The organism is Streptomyces sp. NEAU-W12 (assembly GCF_026242095.1).
GTDB lineage: Bacteria > Actinomycetota > Actinomycetes > Streptomycetales > Streptomycetaceae > Streptomyces.
This window is the reverse complement of record NZ_JAPJDM010000016.1, coordinates 83911-106127: the sequence shown is the minus strand read 5'-3', so window position 1 is coordinate 106127 and position 22217 is coordinate 83911. Positions and strand designations below refer to the sequence as shown.

The 22217-nt window shown below is 72.2% G+C and carries 20 protein-coding genes; 2 read left to right on the top strand and 18 right to left on the bottom strand.

Annotated features, from left to right (window positions below; translation table 11 throughout):
- The first annotated feature begins 84 nt into the window (after positions 1 to 84).
- Positions 85 to 651 (top strand): hypothetical protein, encoded by a 567-nt coding sequence (locus ORI94_RS21195; protein WP_266078043.1) that lies wholly within the window; start codon positions 85 to 87, stop codon positions 649 to 651.
- A 312-nt stretch (positions 652 to 963) separates the two neighbouring features.
- On the opposite strand, the gene ORI94_RS21190 is transcribed toward ORI94_RS21195, so the two are convergent.
- The 14 genes from ORI94_RS21190 to pyrR all read right to left on the bottom strand — a co-directional run bounded on the left by ORI94_RS21190 (position 964) and on the right by pyrR (position 17702).
- Entirely contained in the window at positions 964 to 3120 is a 2157-nt protein-coding gene (locus ORI94_RS21190) for a primosomal protein N' (RefSeq protein ID WP_266078042.1), read from the bottom strand.
- Positions 3121 to 3268: 148 nt separating this feature from the next.
- The gene (gene metK, locus ORI94_RS21185) at positions 3269 to 4477 is read right to left on the bottom strand and encodes a methionine adenosyltransferase (protein ID WP_042174039.1); all 1209 of its coding nucleotides are present in this window, start codon (positions 4475 to 4477) and stop codon (positions 3269 to 3271) included.
- 247 nt (positions 4478 to 4724) lie between these two features.
- A complete protein-coding gene (gene coaBC / locus ORI94_RS21180) occupies positions 4725 to 5927 on the bottom strand; it encodes a bifunctional phosphopantothenoylcysteine decarboxylase/phosphopantothenate--cysteine ligase CoaBC (RefSeq protein ID WP_266078039.1) in 1203 nt (400 codons plus the stop codon).
- Between the two features lie 159 nt (positions 5928 to 6086).
- Positions 6087 to 6359, bottom strand: coding sequence for a DNA-directed RNA polymerase subunit omega (rpoZ, locus tag ORI94_RS21175; protein ID WP_028814064.1), 273 nt, complete (start codon positions 6357 to 6359; stop codon positions 6087 to 6089).
- Positions 6360 to 6432: 73 nt separating this feature from the next.
- Positions 6433 to 7026 (bottom strand): guanylate kinase, encoded by a 594-nt coding sequence (gmk, locus tag ORI94_RS21170; protein ID WP_266078034.1) that lies wholly within the window; start codon positions 7024 to 7026, stop codon positions 6433 to 6435.
- A gap of 37 nt (positions 7027 to 7063) precedes the next feature.
- A complete protein-coding gene (locus ORI94_RS21165; protein WP_003977346.1) occupies positions 7064 to 7387 on the bottom strand; it encodes an integration host factor in 324 nt (107 codons plus the stop codon).
- 257 nt (positions 7388 to 7644) lie between these two features.
- On the bottom strand, positions 7645 to 8493 hold the full coding sequence (gene pyrF, locus ORI94_RS21160) for an orotidine-5'-phosphate decarboxylase (protein ID WP_266077992.1): 849 nt from the start codon (positions 8491 to 8493) through the stop codon (positions 7645 to 7647).
- Positions 8490 to 9596, bottom strand: coding sequence for a quinone-dependent dihydroorotate dehydrogenase (locus ORI94_RS21155; protein WP_266077990.1), 1107 nt, complete (start codon positions 9594 to 9596; stop codon positions 8490 to 8492). The genes pyrF and ORI94_RS21155 overlap by 4 nt, the downstream gene beginning before the upstream one ends.
- Positions 9597 to 9692: 96 nt before the next feature.
- Complete coding sequence (gene carB / locus ORI94_RS21150; protein WP_266077987.1) at positions 9693 to 13016, bottom strand: carbamoyl-phosphate synthase large subunit; 3324 nt, start codon at positions 13014 to 13016, stop codon at positions 9693 to 9695.
- On the bottom strand, positions 13009 to 14163 hold the full coding sequence (gene carA, locus ORI94_RS21145; protein ID WP_266077984.1) for a glutamine-hydrolyzing carbamoyl-phosphate synthase small subunit: 1155 nt from the start codon (positions 14161 to 14163) through the stop codon (positions 13009 to 13011). The genes carB and carA overlap by 8 nt, the downstream gene beginning before the upstream one ends.
- Complete coding sequence (locus tag ORI94_RS21140; protein WP_266077982.1) at positions 14160 to 14741, bottom strand: hypothetical protein; 582 nt, start codon at positions 14739 to 14741, stop codon at positions 14160 to 14162. The genes carA and ORI94_RS21140 overlap by 4 nt, the downstream gene beginning before the upstream one ends.
- On the bottom strand, positions 14738 to 16051 hold the full coding sequence (locus ORI94_RS21135; protein WP_266077980.1) for a dihydroorotase: 1314 nt from the start codon (positions 16049 to 16051) through the stop codon (positions 14738 to 14740). The genes ORI94_RS21140 and ORI94_RS21135 overlap by 4 nt, the downstream gene beginning before the upstream one ends.
- Positions 16052 to 16055: 4 nt before the next feature.
- Positions 16056 to 17036, bottom strand: coding sequence for an aspartate carbamoyltransferase catalytic subunit (locus ORI94_RS21130; protein WP_266077978.1), 981 nt, complete (start codon positions 17034 to 17036; stop codon positions 16056 to 16058).
- A 108-nt stretch (positions 17037 to 17144) separates the two neighbouring features.
- On the bottom strand, positions 17145 to 17702 hold the full coding sequence (gene pyrR / locus ORI94_RS21125) for a bifunctional pyr operon transcriptional regulator/uracil phosphoribosyltransferase PyrR (RefSeq protein ID WP_266077976.1): 558 nt from the start codon (positions 17700 to 17702) through the stop codon (positions 17145 to 17147).
- Positions 17703 to 17978: 276 nt separating this feature from the next.
- Between pyrR and bldD the strand changes: the two genes are divergently transcribed.
- Entirely contained in the window at positions 17979 to 18482 is a 504-nt protein-coding gene (bldD, locus tag ORI94_RS21120) for a transcriptional regulator BldD (protein WP_042174065.1), read from the top strand.
- 246 nt (positions 18483 to 18728) lie between these two features.
- Here the strand turns inward: bldD and nusB are convergent, their stop codons facing one another.
- From nusB to ORI94_RS21100, 4 genes are all read right to left on the bottom strand, one after another.
- Positions 18729 to 19163 carry a transcription antitermination factor NusB gene (nusB, locus tag ORI94_RS21115; RefSeq protein WP_266077972.1) on the bottom strand — a complete coding sequence of 145 codons (435 nt, stop codon included), beginning with the start codon at positions 19161 to 19163 and terminating at the stop codon, positions 18729 to 18731.
- Positions 19164 to 19165: 2 nt separating this feature from the next.
- A complete protein-coding gene (gene efp / locus ORI94_RS21110) occupies positions 19166 to 19732 on the bottom strand; it encodes an elongation factor P (protein WP_042174070.1) in 567 nt (188 codons plus the stop codon).
- Positions 19733 to 19789: 57 nt separating this feature from the next.
- Positions 19790 to 20896 carry an aminopeptidase P family protein gene (locus tag ORI94_RS21105; protein WP_266077969.1) on the bottom strand — a complete coding sequence of 369 codons (1107 nt, stop codon included), beginning with the start codon at positions 20894 to 20896 and terminating at the stop codon, positions 19790 to 19792.
- 269 nt (positions 20897 to 21165) lie between these two features.
- A complete protein-coding gene (locus ORI94_RS21100; RefSeq protein ID WP_266077967.1) occupies positions 21166 to 22011 on the bottom strand; it encodes a Pro-rich N-terminal domain-containing protein in 846 nt (281 codons plus the stop codon).
- Positions 22012 to 22217 lie beyond the last annotated feature (206 nt).

Here is a 22217-nt window from a genome sequence, read left to right as displayed (position 1 = left end):
CCGCGTTGGTCAAGAAAGAGTTGACCACACCGGGCCGCTCCGACGCGGCCCGTTCCTTTCAACGCCGGTTCGAGAGGCTTGTTCATGGCCGACCACGCAACCCACGACGCCCAGGCTCGCGCCAGCCTGCACTTGCTGGTGCGGGACATCGAGCGGGTCCGCCGGCAGGTGGACGCACTGCGCACGCTCACCGCCCAGCTCGGCAACGTCTACCGCCCGCGCCGCTCCGGCCCCTCCACGGGCTTCGTCGTCTACGGACGCGCCCCCGCCCCGACGGTCCGTCTCGCCCAGGAACTGCGGGACAGCGTCGAGACGCTGGTCACCGCGGCCGTGGACTTCGACCGCTCGCTGGGCTTCTCGTGGGACGCGGTGGGCTCCGCACTCGGCGTCACCAAGCAGGCGGTCCACCGTCGTTACGGCGCCCGCCGTACCGCCGCCGCCCAGAACCAGGCCACGGAGCCGGAGCACACCGCCGAGCCGTCGGGAACGCGCACGGTCAACGTGGGCGCCGGGGTCTCCAGCGCACCCACGGTCCCGGCCGCCCGTGCCATGCCGACGCAGCCGACGGCGGGCGTTTCGTCCCTTCGCGACGACCCGTGTCCCACGGCCTTCCCCGGCCCCACCGCCTTCCCGGGCCCGCGCAACGGCTGACCGCGCCACCCGCCCCGGCCCTCCCGGGCACGACCACCGCCCGGGAGGGCCGGACTCCACAACCGGCCCGTCCTGCCGCAGCCGTGTCAGGCAGGCCGAAACGGGCGCGCGCCGCCCGGCCCGCGGGTCGGCCCGCCGGCCGGGCAAACCGCCTGAACGACCGTCGCCGCACACGCGGCGGGCAACGGCGGGCCCCACGTCGGCACGTGTGCCTCCCCGAGGCTCGCTCCGTATGCGGCACCGGCGAGGAGCTCCCTGCTCGCCCACTCCTCCGTCCCCGACCACCGCCCCGCGTCGCCCGGCCCGTGGTTCTCAGCCGATGTCGGGCGGGTCGATCCGTACCCACACCGGTTCGTCGTCGCCGCGGGCCGTACGGGCCGCCTGGGCGGACTTCAGGACGGCGGTCAGGGCGGCCCCCCTGCCCGGGGGTACGCGGATCAGGGCCCGCTCCCAGTGGGCCCCGGGCGGCGGGCCGCCGGGGCGCCGAGGGCGGCCGACCGGCGTGACGGGCAGCGGGACGGGCCCCAGTACCTCCGCCTCCCCGGGGAGTTCGACCGCGTGGAGGAACCCGGCGACGGCCTCCGCGGGCCCCGACACGGCCGCCATCCGGGACACCGGCGGAAATCCCAGTTCGGTCCGCTCCCCCAGCTCCCGTACCGCGTGACCGACGGGGTCCCACCGCACCAGCGCCTGCACGGGCCGCAGGGTCGGCTCGGCGACCACCACGACCGTGCCGCCCTCCGCCTGCGGGCGTACCAGCGCCGCCGCGGCGATCCAGCGGCGCAACGCGTCCTCCCCGGCCCGCAGGTCGGGCCGGCTCAGCATGGCCCAGCCGTCCAGCAGCAGCGCCGCCGCGTACCCGCCCTCGGCGACCGGCTCGGCCCCCGGCGTGCTCACCACCAGCGCGGGTGCCTCGGGAACCGTGTCCAGCACGTGCTCGCGCCCGGAGGTGCGCACCGGTACGGCGGGAAAGGCCCGGCCCAGTTCCTCGGCGGTCCGGCGCGCTCCCACCACCTGGGCCCGCAGCCGGAACCCGCCGCACTCCGGGCAGTGCCAGCCGCTCTCCTCGCGCCCGCACCAGCCGCACCGCAGATCGTCGGCTCCGGGTGCCTCCATCGGCCCCGAACAGTGCCGGCACCGCGCCGGGGTGCGGCAGTTGGCGCACGCCATCCGCGGGACGTAGCCGCGCCGGGGCACCTGCACGAGCACCGGGCCGTGCCGCAGCCCCTCCCTGACGGCCTGCCAGGCGAGCGACGGCAGCCGGGCGGCGCGGGCGGCCTCGTCCCGCGCGAGATCCCCGTCCCCGACGGTCCGCACCAGCGGGGCGGCGGCCCGTACCCGGTCCCTGCCGGCGACCAGGGGCCCGGCCCAGCCCGTCTCCACCAGCTGGGCGGCCTCCACCGTGCAGCTCCAGCTCCCCAGCAGGAAAGCGCACTTGTCCTGTGCCGCCCGCAGCAGCAGCACCTCGCGCGCGTGGGGCTGCGGGGCGTGCTGTTCGCTGTGGCTGTCGTCGCCGTCGTCCCAGAGCGCGACCAGCCCGAGGTCCTGGACGGGCGCGAACATCGCCGCCCGGGTGCCGATCACGGCGCGCACGGATCCGCGGCGCACGGCCAGCCACTGCGCGTACCGCTTCTCGGGCCCGGCGTCGGCGGTCAGCACCGCGTGCCGCCCCTGGCCCAGGAGTTCGGTGAGCGCGGCGTCGACACGGGCGGCGGTCCGTCCGTCCGGCAGGACGACGAGGGCGCCGCGGCCGGAGGCCAGGGTCGCGGCGACCGCGCGGGCCAGTTCCTCGCTCCAGAGCGGTCCGGGCAGCGCGTTCCACACGGCGCGCGGGGCACGGCCGGCGGACAACTCCCGGAGGAAGCCGGGCCCCTGCTCGTAGCGGGCCCAGGAGCCCGGCTCGGGTGCCGACGGCGGTGGCGCCGGTTCGGGCGAGGGGCGCCGCTCGGCGCGGGCGCTGCGCGGCGGCACGGCGAGCTGGAGCACGTCGGCGAGGCTGCCCGCGTACCGGTCGGCGACCGCGCGGGCCAGCGCCAGCAGTTCCTCGCTCAGGACCGGCTCGGGCGACACCACCTGGGCGAGGGCGGCCAGCGGCCCCGTGTAGTCGGACTCGGCGAGCCGCTCGACCAGGAACCCGTCGATGAGCCCGCCGCCCTCGCGGCGTCCCTCGCGCACCCGGCGCCGGCCGGCCCCGAAGCGCACCCGCACCCGGACGCCCGGCTGCGCCTCGGCGTCGAGTTCCTCGGGCACGGCGTAGTCGAAGTACCGGTCGAGGTGCAGGACGCCCTTGTCGACGAGGACGCGCGCCACCGGCAGGTGTCCGGCGAGCGCGGCTCCCCGCCAGGTCCGCGGCTTGGCCCGGGGTGTGCCGGCCTTGCGCACGGTCTCCCGGATGAGCGCGAGCTGCTCGGGCGGCGCGCCCCGCGCACCGCCGTCCGCCTCTTCGCTCCCGCCGTTCTCGCTGCTCACGCCTGCATTCCTACCAAACGGCACTGACACACGACGGCCGCTGCCGCCCTGGGCGGTACGCCCGCCCCGGCCGGCGGTGCCCCGCACACGCCGGGGCCCGGAGCCCCCGAAGGGACGCCGGGCCCCGGTGGAAGGGCCGGGGCGCGGACTACAGTCCCGCCGCCTTGCGCAGCGCGTCCACGCGGTTGGTGCGCTCCCAGGTGAAGTCGGGCAGCTCACGGCCGAAGTGGCCGTAGGCGGCGGTCTGGGAGTAGATCGGCCGGAGCAGGTCCAGGTCACGGATGATGGCGGCCGGACGGAGGTCGAACACCTCGTCGATCGCCCGCTCGATCAGCTCGGTGTCGACCTTGGCCGTGCCGAAGGTCTCCACGAACAGACCGACCGGCTCGGCCTTGCCGATGGCATACGCCACCTGGACCTCGCAGCGGGCGGCCAGGCCGGCCGCGACCACGTTCTTGGCGACCCAGCGCATCGCGTACGCCGCCGAGCGGTCCACCTTGGAGGGGTCCTTGCCCGAGAAGGCGCCGCCGCCGTGCCGGGCCATGCCGCCGTACGTGTCGATGATGATCTTGCGACCGGTGAGGCCGGCGTCGCCCATCGGGCCGCCGATCTCGAAACGGCCGGTGGGGTTGACCAGCAGACGGTAGTTCTCGGTGTCCAGCTTGATGCCCTCGTCCAGCAGCGCCTTCAGCTCCGGCTCCACGACGAACTCGCGGATGTCGGGGGCGAGCAGTGACTCGAGGTCGATGTCGGAGGCGTGCTGCGAGGAGACCACGACGGTGTCGAGGCGGACGGCCTTGTCGCCGTCGTACTCGATGGTGACCTGGGTCTTTCCGTCCGGGCGCAGGTAGGGGATGGTGCCGTTCTTGCGCACGTCGGACAGACGCTTGGACAGGCGGTGCGCGAGGAAGACCGGGAGCGGCATCAACGTCGGTGTCTCGTCCGACGCGTAACCGAACATCAGTCCCTGGTCACCGGCGCCCTGGCGGTCCAGTTCGTCCTCGTCGCCCTCGACCCGGTTCTCGTACGCGGCGTCGACGCCCTGGGCGATGTCCGGGGACTGGGCGCCGATGGACACCGACACGCCGCAGGAGGCGCCGTCGAAGCCCTTCTTCGAGGAGTCGTAGCCGATTTCCAGGATCTTGTCCCGCACCAGCTGCGGGATCGGTGCGTAGGCCTTGGTCGTGACCTCGCCGGCCACGTGCACCAGGCCGGTGGTGATCAGGGTCTCGACGGCGACGCGGGAGTTCGGGTCCTCGCGGAGCAACGCGTCGAGGATGGTGTCGCTGATCTGGTCAGCGATCTTGTCGGGGTGACCTTCGGTCACGGACTCCGAGGTGAAGAGACGACGGGACACAACGCTCCCTGGGGTTGCAGCGGCTGCTGGCTGATCATTGGCGGACGGCAGGGGCTGCACCGCACACCGTCCGTGGAACAGTTTATCGGTCGCGCCTCGCCGCGGGTCTTCCCGTCTCGCCTCTCGGGAACCACGGTGACCTGCGGCACGGGCATTCTGCCCATGCCGAGGCGTGTTGGCCAGAGGCGCCACACCCCGGAGGCGAGGTTTCAGGACTCCCACGGCGCCCAAACGCACCCCGGGCCCCTCAGCCGAGGCGTCCGGCCACCAGGTCCCAGACCGTGTCGGCCAGGGCTTCCTTGGGGCCGTGCGCCACCGGCGTCTCACCGCCCTCGGCGTCCAGCACCACGGCCTCGTTCTCCTCGGAGCCGAAGGTCTTGCGCTCGCCCACCTCGTTGACCACGAGCAGGTCGCAGCCCTTGCGCTTCAGCTTGGCGCGTCCGTTGGCGAGCACGTCGTCCGTCTCCGCGGCGAAGCCGACGACCACCTGTCCGGGGCGGGCCCGGTCGGCGGAGATCTCGGCGAGGATGTCCGGGTTGCGCACCAGGGCGACGGGCTCGGGTTCCCGGCCGTCCTGCTTCTTGATCTTCCCGGCCGCGTACGCCGCGGGGCGGAAGTCGGCGACCGCGGCGGCCATGACCACCGCGTCGGCGTCGACGGCGGCCCTGAGCACTTCCTCGCGCAGTTGCACGGCGGTCCCGACGGGGACGACGTCCACCCCCGCCGGGTCGGGCAGCCCGGTGTTGGCGGCGATCAGGGTGACCCGTGCGCCCCGCGCTGCGGCGGTCCGGGCGAGCGCGTAGCCCTGCTTGCCGGAGGAGCGGTTGCCGAGGAAGCGGACGGGGTCGAGGGGTTCCCGGGTGCCGCCGGCGCTGACCACGACATGCCGGCCTGCGAGATCGGGCTCGCCGACGCCCCGGGCCAGCACCCGGCGGCAGACCTCGAAGATCTCGCCCGGCTCGGGCAGCCGGCCCTTGCCGCTGTCGGCGCCGGTGAGCCGGCCCACCGCCGGTTCGACGACGACGGTGCCGCGCCGGCGCAAGGTGGCCACGTTCTCCTGTGTGGCCGGGTGCTCCCACATCTCGGTGTGCATGGCGGGGGCGAGGACCACGGGGCAGCGGGCGGTGAGCAGGGTGTTGGTGAGGAGGTCGTCGGCCAGGCCGTGCGCCGCCTTCGCCAGCATGTCCGCGGTGGCCGGGGCGACCACGACCAGGTCGGCGTGCTGCCCGATGCGGACGTGCGGCACCTCGTGGACGTCGTCCCACACCTCGGTCGGGACAGGGTGGCCGGAGAGCGCGGACCAGGTGGCGGCGCCGACGAAGTGCAGCGCGGAGGCGGTGGGGACGACGCGGACGTCGTGCCCCGACTCCGTCAGCCTCCTGAGCAGGTCACAGGCCTTGTACGCGGCGATGCCGCCGCTGACGCCCAGAACGACCTTCGGCTTGCCCACGTCTTTCTCCGTCTCTTCCTGGAACAGGACAGCCCCGCGCCCCCACCACACCACAGGCCCGGCAGACATGCTGCCGGGCCTGTGGAAAAGTCGGCCGAAAACCGCTGGTACGACTTTCGGACATGCGACTCACTGCACTACGACGTGCCGAACTGCGACTTACTGGGCGGGGCCCTCGATGGCCTCGGAGGTCAGCAGTCCCGCGTTGATCTCACGCAGGGCGATCGAGAGCGGCTTCTCGTGGACGTGGGTGTCGACGAGGGGGCCGACGTACTCGAGGAGACCCTCGCCGAGCTGCGAGTAGTACGCGTTGATCTGGCGAGCCCGCTTGGCCGCGTAGATCACGAGGCTGTACTTCGAGTCCGTGGCCTCGAGAAGCTCGTCGATCGGCGGGTTGATGATGCCCTCGGGCGTGGAGATGGAAGAGGACACGCTCTACCTTCCGATGGATGGGAAAGAATCGGTCTGCATGATCGCTGAATGACCGTTGGGGAAACGCTGACGATCACACGACGTTCATCAAGGCTAGCAGCTCGCGGGCCACGTCCTCGACGGAGGTGTTGACCAGGGTCGTGTCGAACTCCGGCTCGGCCGCCAGCTCGGTCTTCGCGGCCTCCAGCCGCCGCTCGACCACCTCGGGCGACTCGGTGCCCCGGCCGGTGAGCCGGCGCACCAGCTCCTCCCAGGAGGGAGGGGCCAGGAAGACCAGCTGGGCCTCGGTCATGGACTCGCGGACCTGGCGGGCGCCCTGGAGGTCGATCTCCAGGAGGACGGGCAGGCCCGACTCCAGGTGTTCGAGCACCGCCGCGCGCGGTGTGCCGTAGCGGTTGCCGGCGAACTCGGCCCACTCCAGCAGTTCACCGTTGGCGATCAGCTTGTCCATCTCGTCGTCGGTGACGAAGAAGTAGTGGACCCCGTCCCGTTCACCGGGGCGCGGCTTGCGGGTCGTCGCCGACACCGAGAGCCAGACCTCGGGGTGCGCCTTGCGCATGTGCGCGACGACCGTGCTCTTGCCGACCCCCGAGGGGCCGGAGAGCACGGTCAGCCGCGGACGTACGTCCGGGGGTACGGGGGTCGTCCCCCGGGGTGTTGCAGCCATGCGGCGATTATTCCAGCAATCCCGGTGTGTCCGGGACTCAGGAGCCGGTGCTGCCGAACTCGCGCTCCAGGGAGGCGATCTGGTTCGAACCGAGACCGCGTACACGGCGGCTCTCGGAGATGCCCAGTCGCTCCATGATCTGCTTGGCGCGGACCTTGCCCACGCCCGGCAGGGACTCGAGCAGGGCGGAGACCTTCATCTTGCCGATGACGTCGTTCTCCTGGCCCTGCTTGATGACCTCGTGCAGGGAGGCGCCGGAGTGCTTGAGTCGATTCTTGACCTCGGCCCGCTCCCGGCGAGCCGCGGCGGCCTTTTCGAGCGCGGCTGCGCGCTGTTCAGGGGTAAGGGGCGGAAGAGCCACGCCTACGTCACCTCGGATGTCGAACTGTCGGATACGGACCGGTGAGGAACCTAGTCGCCCCACACCAGGGGAGCCACGAGCAACACGCTTGCCCGTTCACTCTCCGTCGGAGACTAGCGGCCAACTCCGCCGGAGTCAGCGAGAACAGCGGAAAAGTCCTGGTCAGCCTCCAGGATGGCAGACATTTACGGGCATAACGACCCTGTTTTCTTTTCGTACGCGGATCCCGGCGGTCTTCTGCGTCCCTCGTCGGAGGCTCAGACCGTCGCCAAGGCCGTCCCGATCTCCTCCGCGAACCGCTCCGTCGCGTCACGCAGCGCGACCACGTCGGCACCGTGGCGCAACACTCCCCGGCTGACGTTCGGCACGACGTTGCGCACCACCGCGCCGAAGACCGCCGGGAGGTCCGCCGCCGTGGCCCCTTGCGCGCCGATGCCGGGCGCGAGCAGCGGACCGTTGATGTCCAGGTCGTACGAGGACAGGTCGCCGAGCGTCGCGCCGACGACCGCGCCGAAGGACCCTAGAGGGCTCTCCCCCGCGTTCTCGGCGGCCAGGTGCCCGAGCACGGTCGCGCCCACGCTGCGCCCGTCGGCCCGTACCGCGTGCTGCACCTCGCCGCCCTCCGGGTTGGAGGTCAGCGCCAGGACGAACAGTCCCGTGCCGCTCTCACGGGCCAGCGCCACCGCCGGACTCAGCGAGCCGTAGCCGAGGTACGGGGAGACGGTCAGCGCGTCCGAGAACAGCGGGGAGTCCGGATGCAGGAAGGACTCGGCGTAGGCGGCCATGGTGGAGCCGATGTCGCCGCGCTTGGCGTCCATGACGACCAGCGCGCCGGCCGCCCGCGCCTGAGCGACCGTCGTCTCCAGCACCGCGACGCCGCGCGAGCCGAAACGCTCGAAGAACGCGCTCTGCGGCTTGAGGACGGCGACCCGGTCCGCGACCGCCTCGACGACCGTGCGGCTGAACCGCTCCAGGCCGGCCACGTCGTCGTTCAGGCCCCACTCGGCGAGCAGGGAGGCGTGCGGGTCGATGCCGACGCACAGCGGGCCGCGCGTGTCCATGGCCCGCCGCAGCCGCGTGCCGAAGGGGACCGGTCGTCCGCTCATGCCGTTGTCCTCACGTCGGCGCCCACCGCGTCGGCGAGCGTGGCGTACGGGCTGGCGCGCAGGCGCGCGGCGAGCCCCTTGTGGAGAGTGCGGGCCCAGAAGGGCCCCTCGTAGACGAGGGCGCTGTACCCCTGGACCAGCGTGGCGCCGGCCAGGATGCGCTGCCAGGCGTCCTCGGCGTTCTCGACACCGCCGACGCCGACCAGGGTGATCCGGTCCCCCACACGCGCGTACAGGCGGCGCAGCACCTCGAGGGAGCGTGCCTTCAGGGGGGCGCCGGACAGGCCGCCGGTCTCCTGTACGGCGGCGGGGCCGGACCGCAGGCCGAGCCCCGCGCGCGCGACGGTGGTGTTCGTGGCGATGATCCCGTCCAGACCGAGCTCCACGGCCAGGTCGGCGACCGCGTCGACGTCCTCGTCGGCGAGGTCCGGGGCGATCTTCACCAGCAGCGGCACCCGGCGGGCGGGCACGGCGCGGTCGGCGGCCTCGCGGACGGCGGTGAGCAGCGGGCGCAGATGGTCGACGGCCTGGAGGTCCCGCAGGCCGGGGGTGTTCGGCGAGGAGACGTTGACGACCAGGTAGTCGGCGTACGGCGCCAGCCGCTCGGCGGACTTCACGTAGTCGGCGACGGCCTCGGCCTCGGGCACGGCCTTGGTCTTGCCGATGTTGACGCCGACGACCGTCCTGAAGACGGGCGTGCGGGAGGCCAGGCGGGCCGCCACGGCCAGCGATCCCTCGTTGTTGAAGCCCATGCGGTTGATCAGCGCGCGGTCCGCCACCAGGCGGAACAGCCGCTTCTTCGGGTTGCCGGGCTGCGGCTCGCCGGTCACCGTGCCGATCTCGACGTGGTCGAAGCCGAGCATCGCCATGCCGTCGACGCCGACGGCGTTCTTGTCGAAGCCGGCGGCGAGACCGAAGGGACTGTGCAGGCGCAGCCCGAGGGCCTCGGTGCGCAGTTCCCGGTGGCGGGGCGCGAGCGCGGCGGCGGCGAGGGTGCGCAGGCCGGGGACGCGCGCGACGAGACGGATCCAGCGGAAGGCGAGGTGGTGGGCCCGCTCCGGATCCATCCGCTGGAACACCAGGTGGAAGAAGTACTTGTACATGGCTGTGTCCTCGTGAAAGGTCTCGTGAAGAACCTGACGAACCTGAAGGGCCTCATGAAGAGGGGGACACCGTTTCCGGTGTCCCCCTCGGGGCCGTCAGTCGCGGGCCGCTGTCAGGTGCTCCGCGTGTTCCTGGAGCGAGCGGACGCCGACCTCGCCGCGGTTGAGGGCGTCGATGCCCTGGACCGCGGCGGCGAGCGCCTGGACCGTCGTCAGGCACGGCACGGAGCGCGCCACGGCGGCCGTACGGATGTCGTAGCCGTCGAGCCGGCCGCCGGTGCCGTACGGCGTGTTGACGATGAGGTCGACCTCACCGTCGTGGATCAGCTGGACGATGGTCTTCTCGCCGTTCGGTCCGGTGCCCTCGGACTGCTTGCGCACCACGGTGGCGTTGATGCCGTTGCGCCTGAGGACCTCGGCGGTGCCGGAGGTGGCGAACAGTTCGAAGCCGTGGGCGACGAGCTCGCGCGCGGGGAAGATCATCGAGCGCTTGTCGCGGTTGGCGACGGAGATGAAGGCGCGGCCCTTGGTGGGCAGCGGCCCGTAGGCGCCCGCCTGCGACTTGGCGTACGCGGTGCCGAAGACGGAGTCGATGCCCATGACCTCGCCGGTGGAGCGCATCTCCGGGCCGAGGACCGTGTCGACGCCGCGGCCGTGGATGTCGCGGAAGCGCGACCAGGGCAGCACGGCCTCCTTGACGGAGATCGGCGCGTCGAGCGGGATGTCGCCGCCGTCGCCCCGGGCCGGGAGCAGGCCCTCCGCGCGGAGCCCGGCGACGGTCGCGCCGAGCGAGATCCGTGCGGCCGCCTTGGCCAGCGGCACCGCGGTCGCCTTCGAGGTGAAGGGGACGGTGCGCGAGGCGCGCGGGTTGGCCTCCAGGACGTAGAGGATGTCGCCGGACAGCGCGAACTGGATGTTGATCAGGCCGCGCACCCCGACGCCGCGCGCGATGGCCTCCGTGGAGGCGCGCAGCCGCTTGATGTCGAAGCCGCCCAGGGTGATCGGGGGCAGGGCGCACGCCGAGTCACCGGAGTGGATGCCGGCCTCCTCGATGTGCTCCATGACGCCGCCCAGGTAGAGCTCCTCGCCGTCGTAGAGTGCGTCGACGTCGATCTCGATGGCGTCGTCGAGGAAACGGTCGACCAGCACCGGCCGGGAGGGGCTGATCTCGGTCGACTCGGCGATGTAGGACGCGAGGCGGGTCTCGTCGTAGACGATCTCCATGCCGCGGCCGCCGAGCACGTAGGACGGACGGACGAGGACCGGGTAGCCGATCTCGTCGGCGATGGCCCTGGCCTCGGTGAAGGTGGTGGCGGTGCCGTGCTTGGGGGCCGGCAGGCCGGCCTCCTTGAGGACCTGGCCGAAGGCGCCCCGGTCCTCGGCCGCGTGGATGGCCTCCGGGGGCGTGCCGACGACCGGTACGCCGTTGTCCTTGAGGGCCTGGGCCAGGCCCAGCGGGGTCTGGCCGCCGAGCTGGACGATCACGCCCGCGACCGGTCCTGCCTGCTGCTCCGCGTGGACGATCTCCAGGACGTCCTCCAGGGTGAGCGGCTCGAAGTACAGCCGGTCGGAGGTGTCGTAGTCGGTGGAGACGGTCTCCGGGTTGCAGTTGACCATCACGGTCTCGTAGCCGCCAGGAGGACTGGGCGCGGTGCTCAGCGCGAAGGAGGCGTGGACGCAGGAGTAGTCGAACTCGATGCCCTGGCCGATGCGGTTCGGGCCGGATCCCAGGATGATCACCGCGGGCTTCTCGCGCGGGGCGACCTCGGTCTCCTCGTCGTAGGAGGAGTAGAAGTACGGCGTGTTCGCGGCGAACTCGGCGGCGCAGGTGTCGACGGTCTTGTAGACCGGGCGGACGCCGAGGGCGTGCCGGACCTCGCGGACGACGTCCTCGCGCAGGCCGCGGATCTCCGCGACCTGCTGGTCGGAGAAGCCGTGCCGCTTGGCCTCGGCGAGCAGTTCGGTGGTCAGCTCGGACGCCTCGGACAGCTCGTCGGCGATCTCCTTGATGAGGAAGAGCTGGTCGACGAACCAGGGGTCGATCTTCGTGGCGTCGAAGACCTCCTCGGGGGTGGCGCCCGCGCGGATGGCCTGCATGACGGTGTTGATGCGGCCGTCGGTCGGGCGGACGGACTCGCCCAGCAGCTCGGCCTTGTCGCCGGGCTCGCCGACGAAGGTGAACTGGCTGCCCTTCTTCTCCAGCGAGCGCAGCGCCTTCTGGAACGCCTCGGTGAAGTTGCGGCCGATGGCCATGGCCTCGCCGACCGACTTCATCGTGGTGGTGAGGGTGGAGTCGGCGCTCGGGAACTTCTCGAAGGCGAACCGCGGCGCCTTGACGACCACGTAGTCGAGGGTCGGCTCGAAGGAGGCCGGGGTCTCCTTCGTGATGTCGTTGGGGATCTCGTCGAGGGTGTAGCCGACGGCGAGCTTGGCGGCGATCTTGGCAATGGGGAAACCGGTCGCCTTGGAGGCCAGCGCCGAGGACCGTGACACGCGCGGGTTCATCTCGATGACGATCACCCGGCCGTCCTCCGGGTTCACCGCGAACTGGATGTTGCAGCCGCCGGTGTCCACGCCGACCTCGCGGATGACGGCGATGCCGATGTCCCGCAGGATCTGGTACTCGCGGTCGGTCAGGGTCATCGCGGGGGCGACGGTGATGGAGTCGCCGGTGTGCACGCCCATGGGGTCGAAGTTCTCGATGGAGCAGACGACCACGACGTTGTCGTGCTTGTCGCGCATCAGCTCCAGCTCGTACTCCTTCCAGCCGAGGATGGACTCCTCGAGGAGCACCTCGGTGGTCGGCGAGAGGGTGAGCCCCTGTCCGGCGATGCGGCGCAGCTCGTCCTCGTCGTGGGCGAAGCCGGAGCCGGCGCCGCCCATGGTGAAGGAGGGGCGGACCACGACCGGGTAGCCGCCGAGCTCGTCGACGCCGGCCAGGACCTCGTCCATGGTGTGGCAGATGACCGAACGGGCGGACTCGCCGTGTCCGATCTTCCCGTGGACGGCCTCCACGACCTCCTTGAACAGCTCGCGGTCCTCGCCCTTGTTGATGGCCTCCACGTTGGCGCCGATCAGCTCGACGCCGTACTTGTCCAGGACCCCGTTCTCGGTCAGCGAGATCGCGGTGTTCAGGGCCGTCTGACCGCCCAGGGTGGGCAGCAGGGCGTCCGGCCGCTCCTTGGCGATGATCTTCTCGACGAACTCGGGGGTGATCGGTTCGACGTAGGTGGCGTCGGCGATCTCCGGATCGGTCATGATCGTCGCCGGGTTGGAGTTGACCAGGACGACCCGCAGGCCCTCGGCCTTCAGCACCCGGCACGCCTGGGTGCCGGAGTAGTCGAACTCGGCGGCCTGGCCGATGACGATCGGGCCGGAGCCGATGACCAGGACGGACTGGATATCGGTGCGCTTAGGCACGCTGGCCCTCCATCAGGGAAACGAAGCGGTCGAACAGGTAGGCGGCGTCGTGCGGGCCCGCTGCCGCTTCCGGGTGGTACTGGACGCTGAAGGCCGGCCGGTCGAGCAGCCGGAGCCCTTCCACCACGTTGTCGTTGAGGCAGACGTGGGACACCTCGGCACGACCGAACGGGGTGTCGGAGACCTTGTCGAGGGGGGCGTCGACGGCGAAGCCGTGGTTGTGCGCGGTGACCTCGACCTTGCCCGTGGTGCGGTCCTGGACGGGCTGGTTGATGCCGCGGTGGCCGTACTTCAGCTTGTAGGTGCCGAAGCCGAGGGCGCGGCCGAGGATCTGGTTGCCGAAGCAGATCCCGAACAGCGGGGTGCCGCGCTCCAGGACGGACCGCATCACGGAGACGGGGTGGTCGGCGGTGGCGGGATCACCGGGTCCGTTGGAGAAGAACACGCCGTCGGGGTTGAGGGCGTGGACGTCGTCGGCGGTCGCGGTGGCGGGCAGGACGTGCACCTCGATGCCGCGCTCGGCCATCCGGTGCGGGGTCATGCCCTTGATACCGAGGTCGACGGCGGCGACGGTGAACCGTTTCTCGCCGACGGCGGGGACGACGTACGGCTCGGTGGTGGCGACCTCGGCGGCGAGGTCGGCGCCCTTCATCCCGGGCGTTTCCCGGACCTCGGCCAGCAGTGCGGCGTCGTCGCGTACGGCGTCGCCGCTGAAGATGCCGACGCGCATGGCGCCCCGCTCGCGCAGGTGCCGGGTGAGGGCGCGGGTGTCGATGCCGCTGATGCCGACGACCCCCTGGGCGGCGAGTTCCTCGTCCAGGGAGCGGCGGGAGCGCCAGTTGGACGGCACGCGCGCGGGGTCGCGCACGACGTAGCCGGCGACCCAGATCCGCCGGGACTCGGGGTCCTCGTCGTTGACGCCGGTGTTGCCGACGTGCGGGGCGGTCATGACCACGACCTGGCGGTGGTAGGACGGGTCGGTGAGGGTCTCCTGGTAGCCGGTCATGCCGGTGGAGAACACCGCTTCGCCGAAGGTCTCCCCCACTGCCCCGTAGGCGCGGCCGCGGAAGATCCGGCCGTCCTCCAGGACGAGTACGGCGGGAAGCACCTTCTCGCGAGAGGCGGTTCCCCGGGTGGAGGTTGTCATCGTTCGGCGCCTTCCGTCATGACGTCTGTGACGTCCGTCTTGCTCATGGAGTTGATGGCCTCGACCCACTCGGTGTGCTCGGCCGCCCGGTCGAAGCGGAAGCCGGAGTCGATCAGCCGCTCGCCGTGCGCCCAGGTGACGACCAGCAGTCCGCCCTCGGTGAGCACCTTGCCGGCGATGCCCTTGTCGAGCCGGGCCCCGCGCAGCGCGTCGGCCGGCACGAAGAAGTCGCCGGCTCCGGGGCGTACGGCGTCCAGGCCCGCGTCGGTGAGGGTGACCTCCGCGCGGCTACGGGTGCCCAGGCCGTGCGCCACGATGCGGTCGAGCCACTGACCGGCGGTGGTGGAGCCGTGGTAGCGGCCGCTCGCGCTGAGTCTCGCCCGGCCGGGAGCGTCCGGGGCCGTGGGCAGTTCGGGCAGGTCGCCCTGGAGGGTGCCGCGCCACTTCCAGCCCTCGCGCATCAGCCAGTAGACGAGCGCGACGAAGAGGGCGAGTCCGACCACCCAGCCGATCCGGGCGGCCCAGTCGGTCACTTCCGCCGATTCCTTCTCGGCGGCCAGCAGGATTACAGGTGTCACGTGAGCTTCCCGTCGATGAGCGTGGCCGTGCCCCGGAGCCAGGTGTGCGTGACACGGCCCGGCAGCTCACGGCCCTCGTAGGGGGTGTTGCGGCTGCGCGAGGCGAAGCCCGCGGGGTCCACGGAACCACGGTATGCCGTGTCGACGAGCGTGAGGTTGGCGGGCTCACCTGCCGAGACGGGCCGGCCGTGGCCCTCGGCCCGTCCGATGCGCGCGGGAGCGAAGGACATCCGGTCCGCGACCCCGGCCCAGTCCAGCAGCCCCGTGTCCACCATGGTCTCCTGGACCACCGACAGCGCCGTCTCCAGGCCGACCATGCCCATGGCCGCGGCGGCCCACTCGCAGTCCTTGTCCTCGTGCGGGTGCGGGGCGTGGTCGGTGGCGACGATGTCGATCGTGCCGTCGGCGAGCGCCCCGCGCAGCGCGTGGACGTCCCGCTCGGTGCGCAGCGGCGGGTTGACCTTGTAGACCGGGTTGTAGGAACGCACCAGCTCGTCGGTGAGGAGCAGGTGGTGCGGGGTGACCTCGGCGGTGACGTCGATACCGCGGGACTTGGCCCAGCGGACGATCTCGACGCTGCCCGCGGTCGACAGGTGGCAGATGTGGACGCGGGAGCCGACGTGCTCGGCGAGCAGCACGTCCCGGGCGATGATCGACTCCTCGGCGACGGCCGGCCAGCCGCCCAGCCCCAGCTCGGCCGAGACGACGCCCTCGTTCATCTGGGCGCCCTCGGTCAGCCGGGGCTCCTGGGCGTGCTGGGCGACGACCCCGTCGAAGGCCTTCACGTACTCCAGGGCGCGCCGCATGATCACGGCGTCGTGGACGCACTTGCCGTCGTCGGAGAAGACGGTGACGCCGGCTGCGGACTCGTGCATGGCGCCCAGTTCGGCGAGCGTGCTGCCCTCCAGGCCGACGGTGACGGCGCCGACGGGGCGTACGTCGCAGTAGCCGTGCTCCTTGCCGAGCCGCCAGACCTGCTCGACGACGCCGGCGGTGTCGGCGACGGGGAAGGTGTTGGCCATGGCGAACACGGCGGTGTAGCCCCCGCTCGCCGCCGCGCGGGTGCCGGTCAGCACGGTCTCGGAGTCCTCGCGGCCGGGCTCGCGCAGATGGGTGTGCAGGTCGACCAGGCCGGGCAGCAGCACCTTGCCGTGGGCCTCGACGACGGTCACCTCCTGTGCGTCTCCGGCCGGGCCGGTGCCCTCGGCGCTCAGCCCGGTGCCGACGGCCGCGACGGTCCCGCCGTCGATCAGCACGTCCTGCGGGTCGCCGCCGAGCACCTTCGCACCGCGGATCAGGGTCTTGCTCATCGTGTTACTTCTCCTCCGTGGTGCGGGCGGGTGTGACGGCGGGTTCGTTGCCCCCGAGCAGCAGGTACAGGACGGCCATCCGGATGGAGACCCCGTTGGTGACCTGCTCGACGACGGTGCAGCGCTCGGAGTCGGCCACCTCGGCGGTGATCTCCATGCCGCGGACCATGGGGCCGGGGTGCATCACGATCGCGTGCTCGGGCGTCCTCCGCATGCGTTCGCCGTCGAGGCCGTAGCGCCGTGAGTACTCGCGTTCGGTCGGGAAGAACGCGGCCTTCATCCGCTCGCGCTGCACCCGCAGCATCATCACGGCGTCGGACTTGGGCAGGGTGCGGTCGAGGTCGTAGGAGACCTCGCAGGGCCAGGCCTCGACGCCGACCGGCAGCAGGGTCGGCGGGGCGACGAGGGTGACCTCCGCGCCGAGGGTGTGCAGCAGGTCGACGTTGGAGCGGGCGACCCGGCTGTGCAGGACGTCGCCGACGAGCGTGACGCGCCGTCCGGAGAGGTCCTGGCCGATCCCGGCGTCCCGGCCGACGAGCCGGCGCCGCATGGTGAAGGCGTCGAGCAGGGCCTGGGTGGGGTGCTGGTGGGTGCCGTCGCCGGCGTTGATGACGTGCGCGTCGATCCAGCCGGAGGTGGCCAGCCGGTACGGGGCCCCGGAGGCGCCGTGCCGGATGACGACGGCGTCGACGCCCATGGCCTCCAGGGTCTGGGCGGTGTCCTTGAGGGACTCGCCCTTGGAGACGCTGGAGCCCTTGGCGGTGAAGTTGATGACGTCCGCGGACAGCCGCTTCTCGGCGGCCTCGAAGGAGATCCTGGTCCGGGTGGAGTCCTCGAAGAAGAGGTTGACGACGGTCCGGCCGCGCAGGGTCGGAAGTTTCTTGATCGGCCGGTCGGCGACCCGGGCCATCTCCTCGGCGGTGTCGAGGATCAGGACGGCGTCGTCGCGGGTGAGGTCGGCGGCCGAGATGAGATGACGCTGCATCTGTCAGGCTCCGTAGGGCAGTTCAATCGGAAGAACGGGACAATCCGGGCAGCCGGGCGCAGGGCGGCGCCCCGGGCCGGCGCGCGCGGGTGGAGCGCGCCCGGATCGCTACGGGGAGGGCTGCTTGGCACCGAGCAGCACGGTGTCGCGACCGTCCTCCTCGGCGAGCAGGACCTTGACCGTCTCCCGCAACGACGTGGGGAGGTTCTTGCCGACGTAGTCGGCGCGGATGGGCAGTTCGCGGTGGCCGCGGTCGACGAGGACGGCGAGCTGCACCGCGCGCGGGCGCCCGATGTCGTTCAGCGCGTCGAGGGCCGCGCGGATGGTGCGCCCGGAGAAGAGCACGTCGTCGACCAGGACGACCAGGCGGCCGTCGAGGCCGTCGCCGGGGATCTCGGTGCGGGCCAGCGCGCGCGGGGGGTGCATGCGCAGGTCGTCGCGGTACATGGTGATGTCGAGCGAGCCGACCGGGACCTTGCGCTCGGTGACCTGCTCGAGCTTGGCGGCGAGCCGCTGGGCGAGGAAGACCCCCCGGGTCGGAATGCCGAGGAGCACCACGTCGTCGGCGCCCTTGGCGCGCTCGACGATCTCGTGGGCGATGCGGGTCAGTACCCGCGCGATGTCGGGGCCCTCGAGAACGGGCCGCGCATCGGAGTGCGTGTCCATGTGAACGGACCTCCTTCTCCGCCTCACGGGACGGACCTTAAAGGACGTCGGATGTACAGCGGCCACGCTACCAGGCCGGGGAGCGACACCCCCGGTACCCCCTCCCGCCGACGACGGTCAGCCCTTCGGCTCAACGGTTCCGGCCGGTCCCGGAAGAGTCGGTGTGGACCGTTCGGCTTGACGGGCGAGAGTAACTCTGCGTAACCTCACAGTGAGTTACCAGCCGCGCGGGCCGGAAACCATGCCGGCCGCGTCGACACAGTGCCGGGGAGCTATATGTCCAGCGAATACGCCAAACAGCTCGGGGCCAAGCTCCGCGCGATCCGCACCCAGCAGGGCCTTTCCCTCCACGGTGTCGAGGAGAAGTCCCAGGGCCGCTGGAAGGCGGTCGTGGTCGGTTCGTACGAGCGCGGCGACCGCGCAGTGACCGTGCAGCGTCTTGCCGAGCTGGCGGACTTCTACGGCGTTCCGGTGCAGGAACTGCTTCCGGGCACCACGCCGGGCGGCGCCGCCGAGCCGCCGCCGAAGCTGGTCCTCGACCTGGAGCGGCTGGCCACGGTGCCGCCGGAGAAGGCCGGCCCGCTGCAGCGGTACGCGGCGACGATCCAGTCCCAGCGCGGCGACTACAACGGCAAGGTGCTCTCGATCCGCCAGGACGACCTGCGCACGCTCGCCGTGATCTACGACCAGTCGCCCTCGGTTCTCACCGAGCAGCTGATCAGCTGGGGTGTGCTGGACGCGGACGCGCGCCGCGCGGTCGCCTCGCACGACGAGGGCTGATCGCACCACCGCCCGAGCAGAAACGTACCGCCGGGGTGCCCCGACCTGCAGAGGCCGGGGCCCCCCGGGGGCGGTGGTCCGGCGGCGGGCCGCCGGGCCCCGGCGGCCGCCCGGGGGGGCCCCGCCCACGCCCGGGGGCCCGGACGGGCCCGGGCACACCCGGACACGCCGGAGGGCCCGCAGCGGTCGTGCTGCGGGCCCTCCGGCGTGTCTGTGCCGGCCCGTGGCCTGCGCGCCGGCGTCGGCTCAGGCCCCGTCGCGGCGCAGCGAGGGCTTGAGCTCCTTGAACCGGCCGAGGAGGCCGTTGACGAACGAGGGCGACTCGTCCGTGGAGAACTCCTTCGCCAGCTGCACCATCTCGTCGAGCACGACGGCGTCCGGGGTCTCGTCGACCCAGACCAGCTCGTAGGCGCCGAGACGCAGGATGTTGCGGTCGACGACCGGCATACGGTCCAGGGTCCAGCCGACCGAGTACTGGGCGATCAGCTCGTCGATGCGCGTCGCGTGCTGCGCGTACCCCTCGACCAGCTGCATCGTGTACTCGCTCACCGGCGGCTGCCGGGTGTCGGACCGGGAGTGCCGGACCCAGTCCGCGAGGACCGTCAGGACGTCGGCGCCGCGCTGGTCGCCTTCGAAGAGGATCTGGAAGGCGCGCTTGCGGGCCGTGTTGCGGGCAGCCACGGTTAGCTGTTCACCCGGCCGAGGTAGTCGCTCGTGCGGGTGTCGACCTTGATCTTCTCACCGGTGGTGATGAAGAGCGGGACCTGGATCTGGTGCCCGGTCTCCAGGGTGGCCGGCTTGGTGCCGCCGGTGGAGCGGTCGCCCTGGACGCCCGGCTCGGTCTCGGCGATGGTCAGCTCGACGGCGGCCGGAAGCTCGACGAAGAGCACCTCGCCCTCGTGCTGCGCGACGGTGGCCTCGAAACCCTCGATGAGGAAGTTGGCGGCGTCGCCGACGGCCTTGCGGTCGACGTGCAGCTGGTCGTAGGTCTCCATGTCCATGAAGACGAAGTAGTCGCCGTCCATGTAGGAGAACTGCATGTCCCGCTTGTCGACGGTGGCCGTTTCGACCTTCACACCGGCGTTGAAGGTCTTGTCGACGGTCTTGCCGGAGAGCACGTTCTTGAGCTTGGTGCGCACGAAAGCCGGGCCCTTGCCGGGCTTGACGTGCTGGAACTCGACGACGGACCAGAGCTGGCCACCGTCGAGCTTGAGCACCATGCCGTTCTTGAGGTCGTTCGTGGAAGCCACGTTGCGCAATCTCCTGGACTGACGTGAGACGACTCGGGGCCGGCACTCGGCGCGAAGCTAGAGCGCCAGCAGTTCCTTGGTCGTGATGGTGAGTAGCTCGGGTCCGCCGTCCGCCTCGGGGCGTACGACGAGCGTGTCATCGATCCGGACGCCGCCCCGGCCCGGGAGGTGGACCCCCGGTTCGACGGTGACCGGCACACAAGCGTCCAGTTTACCCATGGCTCCGGGGGACAATTGAGGGTCCTCGTCGATTTCGAGTCCGACCCCGTGTCCGGTGAGCGCCGGAAGGGCCGCAGCGTACCCCGCGCTGTCCAGTACCTGGCGGGCCGCGTGGTCCACGTCACGGCAGGCGGTGCCGGGCACGAGGGACTCCCGGCCGGCCCGCTGAGCGGTGAAGACGAGGTCGTACAGCTCGATCTGCCAGTCCGCGGGAGCGGTGCCGATGACGAACGTGCGGCCGATCTCGCAACGGTACCCGCGGTAGGTGGCGCCGAGACAGACGGAGAGGAAGTCGCCCTCCTCCACCCGCCGGTCGGTGGGCCGGTGACCGGGCCGCCCGGCGTTCGGGCCGGTGGCGACGGAGGTGGCGAAGGCGGGACCGTCGGCGCCGTGGTCGACCAGGCGGCGCTCCAGTTCCAGTGCGAGATGGCGTTCGGTGCGGCCGACGAGGATGGACTCCAGCAGCTCTCCGAGGGCCTGGTCGGCGATCTCCGCGCTGATGCGCAGACAGGAGATCTCCTCCTCGTCCTTGACCACCCGGAGCTGTTCGACGGCGCTGCCGACGCCTGCCAGGCGCAGTCCGGGGGCGGCCGAACGGAGGGCTCGGTGCCGGATCACGGTGAGGTGGTGCTCCTCGACGGCGAGGGAGTCGGCGCCTCCGGTGGCGGCGAACCCGGCGGCCGCGACGGCGGGATCGCCCCCGGAGTCGGGCACGACGTGCACCCGCAGCGCCTCGTCGGGCCGGGTCGGCGGGAAACGGTCGTCGGGCGGCCCGGCGCACAGCAGGAGGTCCTCGGCGGGGCCCAGCAGCAGCACGGCGCCTTCGGGGGCGGCGCCCGCGAGATAGCGCACATTGGCGGGCCGGGTGACCAGCGCCGCCGCGCTGCCTCCCGCGTTGCAGCATTCCCTCAGCCGCCTCCGGCGGAGCGCGTACACCTCAGACATGTCACGAGCCTATGAGCGGTGGCCGAAAACCGCCGTTCGAGAGGTCCGAGTGGGCGGCAGTGTACGGCTCCGCGCGGCGGTGTCCCGGGCAGATCCGGGGCGGGCCGTCGGCCCCGTGTGCGGTATCGGCGCTCGTGGCCCGCCGGGGCCGCTGCTGCCGTGTCCGGCGAAAGCGGGGGCGGCACGCCGGCCGGTCGCACGGCTGGGCTGCCCGGTGCGGGGCGGCTGGGCGGCAGGGCTGTCGCGCCGAGGCGGTCGCCGCCGGTGGCTCACCAGGACGGCGGGCTGGCGATGGACCTGGCGAGGACGTCGTCCAGGACGGCGGCCGTTTCCGGTATGCCGAGCTGGGAGTTGTCGATGATCGGGAGACCCGAGCCGTACCAGCCGGCCATGCGGCCGTGGATGCGGGCCACCTCCTCGTCGCCGAGGCGGCGGTTGCCGGACCGTTCGGCGTTGCGCTCCAGGACGATGTCCAGACCGGGCAGCAGCACGACCGGCAGCAGGCCCGGCCCCACGTGTCGTTTCCAGCCACCGAGGCCGACGACCGGGCGGTCGGGGAAGACCGCGTCGTCGAGGATGCAGGAGATCCCGTTGGCGAGGAAGTTGCGCGCGGCGAAGCCGCAGGTGCGGCGCGCCAGGCGGTACTGCGCCTCCGAGTGGTCGTTCCACCCGGTCTGCGGGTCGGCGAAACCGGACCGCACCCACTCGCGTACGTCGTCCAGGCTGATGTGCGCGGTCGGCACCCGGCGGCGGTCCGCCCAGTACTTGGCGACGCTGGTCTTCCCGGCGCCCGCGGGGCCTATGAGCAGGACCGCGAGGGTCGTACCGGCCGGGTCGGGGGCCGCGGGGGCCTGCGGGACGCTGGGCATGGCGACGGGGCCGCCCGGCGGCAGCGGCAGATGCCCGGTGGTGTCCGGCGGCGGATGCGGGACGCCCGCGGGCTGCGGCGTCGGTCCGGGCGGGGGCGCGGGGTAGCCGGGGGCCGGCGGCGGCGCGGGCACCGGGACGGACCCCTGGCGCGGTCCCGGATGGTGTGCGGCCGGTGACCAGCCGTCGGCCGGTCCGTGCCCCGGTCGGTGGGGCGGCGGCAGCGGAGAACCCCCTGCGTGCTGCATCCGGTGCCACTCCGTCTCGGTCTGCTGGGCTCGGTTCGCTCGCCGCAGGCGACAAGCACTGACGGCAGGGGGATCCCCCCGCGCTCTCCGACAGCCTAGAGCGTCGGAGCGACTGTTCGAACGAGTACCGCCCCTGCCGTTGTCCGGTGAACGGCCGAAGGCGGCCCTGAGTGCCCCGACCGCCGGGCCGGTTCGCCGACTGCCCG